Origin of the sequence: Streptomyces sp. NPDC057654, from assembly GCF_042800135.1 — a bacterium.
GTDB lineage: Bacteria > Actinomycetota > Actinomycetes > Streptomycetales > Streptomycetaceae > Streptomyces.
On record NZ_JBHVHQ010000670.1, the window covers coordinates 1 to 4828 of the forward strand.

A 4828-nucleotide genomic window follows, 5' to 3' on the forward strand; every position below is an offset into this window, starting at 1 on the left:
GCGTGAAGGCATCAACCTCACCGTCGCGGACAAGCTGACCATCGCCCGCCACCTGGACGACTTCGGCGTCGGCTTCATCGAAGGGGGCTGGCCGGGCGCCAACCCGCGGGACACCGAGTTCTTCCAGCGGGCGCGCGAGGAGATCGACTTCAAGCACGCGCGGCTCGTCGCGTTCGGCGCCACCCGCAAGGCGGGCGTACGGGCCGAGGACGACCCGCAGGTCGCAGCGCTCCTCGACGCCGACACCCCGGTCGTCTGCCTGGTCGCCAAGTCGCACGACCGGCATGTGGAACTCGCCCTGCGCACCACCCTGGACGAGAACCTCGCGATGGTCCGCGACACCGTCTCGTATCTGCGGGGGCGGGGCCGCCGCGTCTTCGTCGACTGCGAGCACTTCTTCGACGGCTACTACGCCAACCCCGGGTACGCGAAGCAGGTCGTGCGCGCCGCCCACGAGGCCGGCGCCGAGGTCGTCGTGCTCTGCGACACCAACGGCGGCATGCTGCCCGCCCACGTCCAGGCGGTCGTACGGACCGTGCTCGCCGACACCGGCGCGCGGCTGGGCATCCACGCCCAGGACGACACGGGGTGCGCGGTCGCCAACACCCTCGCGGCCGTGGACGCGGGCGCGACCCATGTGCAGTGCACGGCCAACGGCTACGGCGAGCGGGTCGGCAACTCCAACCTGTTCCCCGTCGTCGCCGCGCTGGAGGTCAAGTACGGCAAGTGGGTGCTGCCGGAGGGCGGGCTGAAGGAGATGACCCGGATCTCGCACGCCATCGCCGAGGTCGTCAACCTCACGCCCTCCACCCACCAGCCGTACGTCGGCGTCTCCGCCTTCGCCCACAAGGCCGGGCTGCACGCCTCCGCCATCAAGGTCGACCCCGACCTGTACCAGCACATCGACCCCGAGCGGGTCGGCAACACCATGCGGATGCTGGTCTCCGACATGGCCGGCCGCGCCTCCATCGAGCTCAAGGGCAAGGAGCTGGGCATCGACCTCGGCGGCGACCGCGAGCTGGTCGGCCGGGTCGTGGAGCGCGTCAAGGAGCGGGAGCTGGCGGGCTATACGTACGAGGCCGCCGACGCCTCCTTCGAGCTGCTGCTCCGCGAGGAGCTCCAGAAGGGGGAGGAGGGGAGCGCGCCGCGCTACTACCGGGTCGAGTCCTGGCGCGCGATCGTCGAGGACCGCCCCGACGGCACGCACGCCAACGAGGCGACGGTGAAGCTGTGGGCCAAGGGCGAGCGGCTGGTGGCGACCGCCGAGGGCAACGGGCCGGTGAACGCGCTGGACCGGGCGCTGCGCGTCGGTCTGGAGCGGATCTATCCGCAGCTCGCGGAGTTCGAGCTGGTCGACTACAAGGTCCGCATCCTGGAGGGCCACCAGGGCACCGGGTCGATCACTCGCGTACTGGTCTCCACCAGCGACGGGCGCGGCGAGTGGTCGACGGTCGGCGTCGCGGAGAACGTGATCGCGGCGTCGTGGCAGGCGCTGGACGACGCGTACGCCTACGGGCTGCGGCGCGCGGGGGTCGAGCCGCGGGAGTGAGCCGCGTGGGGTGAGGGGGAGTGAGCCGCGCCCCCTCACCCGTAGTCGGGCCCCAGCCCCCATGTGAGCATGTCGTACGCGCGGTCGACGGCGGCGTGGGCCTCGGCCAGGACGGCTTCGGGGGTGGGGCCCTCGGACGACTTCCGCCAGTTCTCGTGGGCGAGGTGCCGGTGGGCCAGCAGGATCTGGCCGGACGCCAGCCGTGTCATCGACTCGTCCGCTCCCGGAGTGGCCGCCAGCAGCTCGGCCGTCAGCTCGTCCGCGTCGCGGTTGGTGTAGCTCACCACGCGGGTCAGCAGGCTCGGGGTCGTATAGAGCATGTCGGCGTAGGCGCGCACCGCCGGGTTCCCGGTCAGGCCCGTGATCGGGTCGAGGGCGTCCAGCCGGTCGTGCAGGTGGGCGCGCAGCGCCGCCAGGGGGGATATGCCCGGCGCGCGGTCCCGCACGACGCGCGCCGCCTCGCCCTGGTGGTCCGCGATGCGGTACAGGACCAGGTCCTCCTTGGTCGGGAAGTAGCGGAACAGGGTCGGTTTGGACACCTCCGCCGCGGCCGCCACGTCGGCCACCGACACCTGGTCGAAGCCGCGTTTCAGGAAGAGCTCGATGGCCGTGTCGGACAGCGTCCGCCGCGTGCGCTGCTTCTTGCGTTCCCGCAGTCCGGTTTCCTCGCTCACGCTTCCACCGTAGCAGATTTTTCGTAACCAAGATAGATTCGTTACCCGGTTGCATTTTCTGTCCCGTGGGCGTTCCATTGACGGCATGACGACGGAAGGAAGCCGTATGAGCACCGCAGTGCTGATCGTGGGGGCGGGGCCCGCCGGGCTGACCCTGGGCTGCTCGCTCGCCCGGTCCGGAGTGGCGGTACGGATCATCGAGAAGGCCCCCGAGTTCCACCGGGGCTCCCGCGGCAAGGGCCTCAACCAGCGCAGCCGCGAACTCCTCGCCGGCCTCGGACTGGAGGAGGAGCTCACGGCGGCGGGAATCGAGCACATCGTGCTGCGCAAGTACCGCGACGGCGTACACCTTGCCGACACCCGCTCCTGGGACTTCGCGGAAGCGCGGCCGGACGTCCCGTACTCCAGCGGTCTGCTGCTGCCGCAGTGGCGCACCGAGGAACTGCTGCGCGGCAAGCTCGCCGAGTACGGGGTGCGGGTCGAACTCGGCTGTGAGCTGACCGGCTTCACGCAGGACGAGCACGGCGTACGGGCCGTGCTCGCCGACGGGCGGACCATCGAGGCGGACTATCTGGCCGGGTGCGACGGCGGCAAGAGCTTCGTGCGCAAGGCGCTGGGCGTCGGCTTCGAGGGGGAGACGGCGGCCGAGGAGATGATGCTCATCGGCGATGTGGAGGCGGACGGCCTCGACCGGGGTTTCTGGCACCAGTGGTTCGGCGAGGGCAGCGGGATCATGCTCTGCCCGTTCCGCGGCTCGTCGCACTGGCAGCTCCAGGGGGCGGCCGGCACGGACGAGCGGGGACGGCTCCCCGAGCCGTCGCTGGAGGTCTTCCAGGACCTCTTCGACCGGGTCGCCAAGGTCCCGGGCGTACGGCTCGCCAACCCGACCTGGCAGTCCACGTACCGCGTCAACGTCCGCATGGCCGACCGCTTCCGCGACGGCCGGGTCTTCATCGTCGGGGACGCGGCGCACGTGCACTCCATCGCGGGCGGCCTCGGCATGAACACCGGCATCCAGGACGCCTTCAACCTCGGCTGGAAGCTCGCGCTGGTCCTCGGCGGCCACGCGGGGACCGGTCTGCTCGACACGTACGAGGAGGAGCGGCTGCCCGTCGCGGCGTGGACGCTGAAGACCAGCAACGAGGGGCTGCGCAGGATCGTGGAGGGGATTCCGGCGGGGCGCATCGGCACGGACGTGGGCGCGAACGCGGAGACCAGCACCCTGGGGGTCGGCTATCGCTGGAGCTCCCTGTCGGGCGGCGCGGAGGAGCGGGCGGCCGAGGGCGAGGGGCTCGCGGCGGGCGACCGGGCTCCGGACGCGCCCTGCCGGGACGCGGCGACCGGCCGGCCGGTGCGGCTCTTCGAGAAGTTCGCGGGACCCGGGCACACCCTTCTCGGCTTCGGCCCGGACAGCGCGAAGGCGCTGGCCAGGGCGGGAGCGGAGTATGCGGGTCCGCTGCGTACGTGCCTGATCGACGGAGGCCCGGAGGGGCTCGACGACCACGAGGGGCACGCCCGCGCGGCGTACGGGATGGAGGGCGGCGGGGTCGTGCTCGTACGGCCCGACGACTACGTGGCGCTGCGGCTGACGGGAAACGCGCCGGACCGGGGCGCCGCGGTGGCGGACCACTTGCGGCGCCTCGGTCGCTGAGCGGCCCGCATCAGCTCTGGGGCGCGGCCTTGACGGCGGAGATGTCGAAGGTCAGCTTCACCTTGTCGCTGACCATGACGCCGCCGGTCTCCAGGGCCGCGTTCCAGGTCAGGCCCCAGTCGGAGCGCAGGATCTCGGCGCTGCCCTCGAAGCCGACGCGCTCGCTGCCGTACACGTCGGTGGCGGAGCCGTTGAACTCCAGGTCGATGGCGAGCGGACGGGTCACGTCCTTGATCGTCAGGTCGCCGGTGACGCGGTAGCGGTCGCCGTCCAGCCGCTCGGCGGCGGTGGAGCGGAAGCTCATCAGCGGGAAGCGCTCGGCGTCGAAGAAGTCGCCGCTGAGCAGGTGGCCGTCCCGGTCCTTGATGCCGGTGTCGACGCTGGCGATGCGTACGTCGATGGCGGCGCTGGACCGGGCGGGGTCGGCGCCGTCGAGGGTGAGCGACCCCTCGTGGTCGGTGAACGCGCCGCGGACGTTGGTGACCATCGCGTGCCGCACGGTGAAGCCGATGCTGCTGTGCGCCGGGTCGATGGTGTACTCGCCGGTCAGCGCGGCGAGCGCGGGGTCCGCTTCGATGACGGCCGTGCCGCCGGTGCCGGCGGACGCGGTGGGGGCGGTGGTGCTGCGCTTGCGGTTGAACAGAGCCATGGCTCCTCCTCAGGGTCTTGTTTAACGTTCAACGAGAATGACTGTAGCGCGATATCGTTCAACATTCAACAGAATGCATCGTGCATCTGCTTCGGGGGCAGGCTCGGCCGGTTTTGGAGGGGCGTGCGCGGGGGAAGGGGACACCTGTGCCGCCACCGCGCACTCCCTGGTCCCGGCGCGGCCTCCTGGCCGCGCTGAGCGCCGCCGCCCTCACCCTCCCTCTGGCGCAACAGGCGTACGCCGCCGACGAGTTCGCCGAGCTGCGCGCCCGCTGGCGCGCCCTCCTCCTCGGCGCAGGCTTCGAC

General features: G+C 71.5%; 4 protein-coding genes. 2 read left to right on the forward strand and 2 right to left on the reverse strand.

Annotated elements, in window-relative coordinates; translation table 11 throughout:
- Positions 1–1549, forward strand: a 1549-nt coding sequence (cimA, locus tag ACFU99_RS33315; RefSeq protein WP_384399162.1) for a citramalate synthase, incomplete at its 5' end; no start/stop codon positions are given.
- A gap of 35 nt (positions 1550–1584) precedes the next feature.
- Here cimA and ACFU99_RS33320 read toward each other — a convergent pair.
- Positions 1585–2223, reverse strand: a complete 639-nt coding sequence (locus tag ACFU99_RS33320; protein ID WP_384399164.1) for a TetR/AcrR family transcriptional regulator — start codon at positions 2221–2223, stop codon at positions 1585–1587.
- A gap of 106 nt (positions 2224–2329) precedes the next feature.
- Here ACFU99_RS33320 and ACFU99_RS33325 point away from each other — a divergent pair, with 106 nt between their 5' ends.
- Complete coding sequence (locus ACFU99_RS33325; RefSeq protein WP_384399166.1) at positions 2330–3874, forward strand: FAD-dependent monooxygenase; 1545 nt, start codon at positions 2330–2332, stop codon at positions 3872–3874.
- 10 nt (positions 3875–3884) lie between these two features.
- On the opposite strand, the gene ACFU99_RS33330 is transcribed toward ACFU99_RS33325, so the two are convergent.
- A complete protein-coding gene (locus tag ACFU99_RS33330) occupies positions 3885–4523 on the reverse strand; it encodes a YceI family protein (protein ID WP_384399168.1) in 639 nt (212 codons plus the stop codon).
- Between the last annotated feature and the right edge of the window lie 305 nt (positions 4524–4828).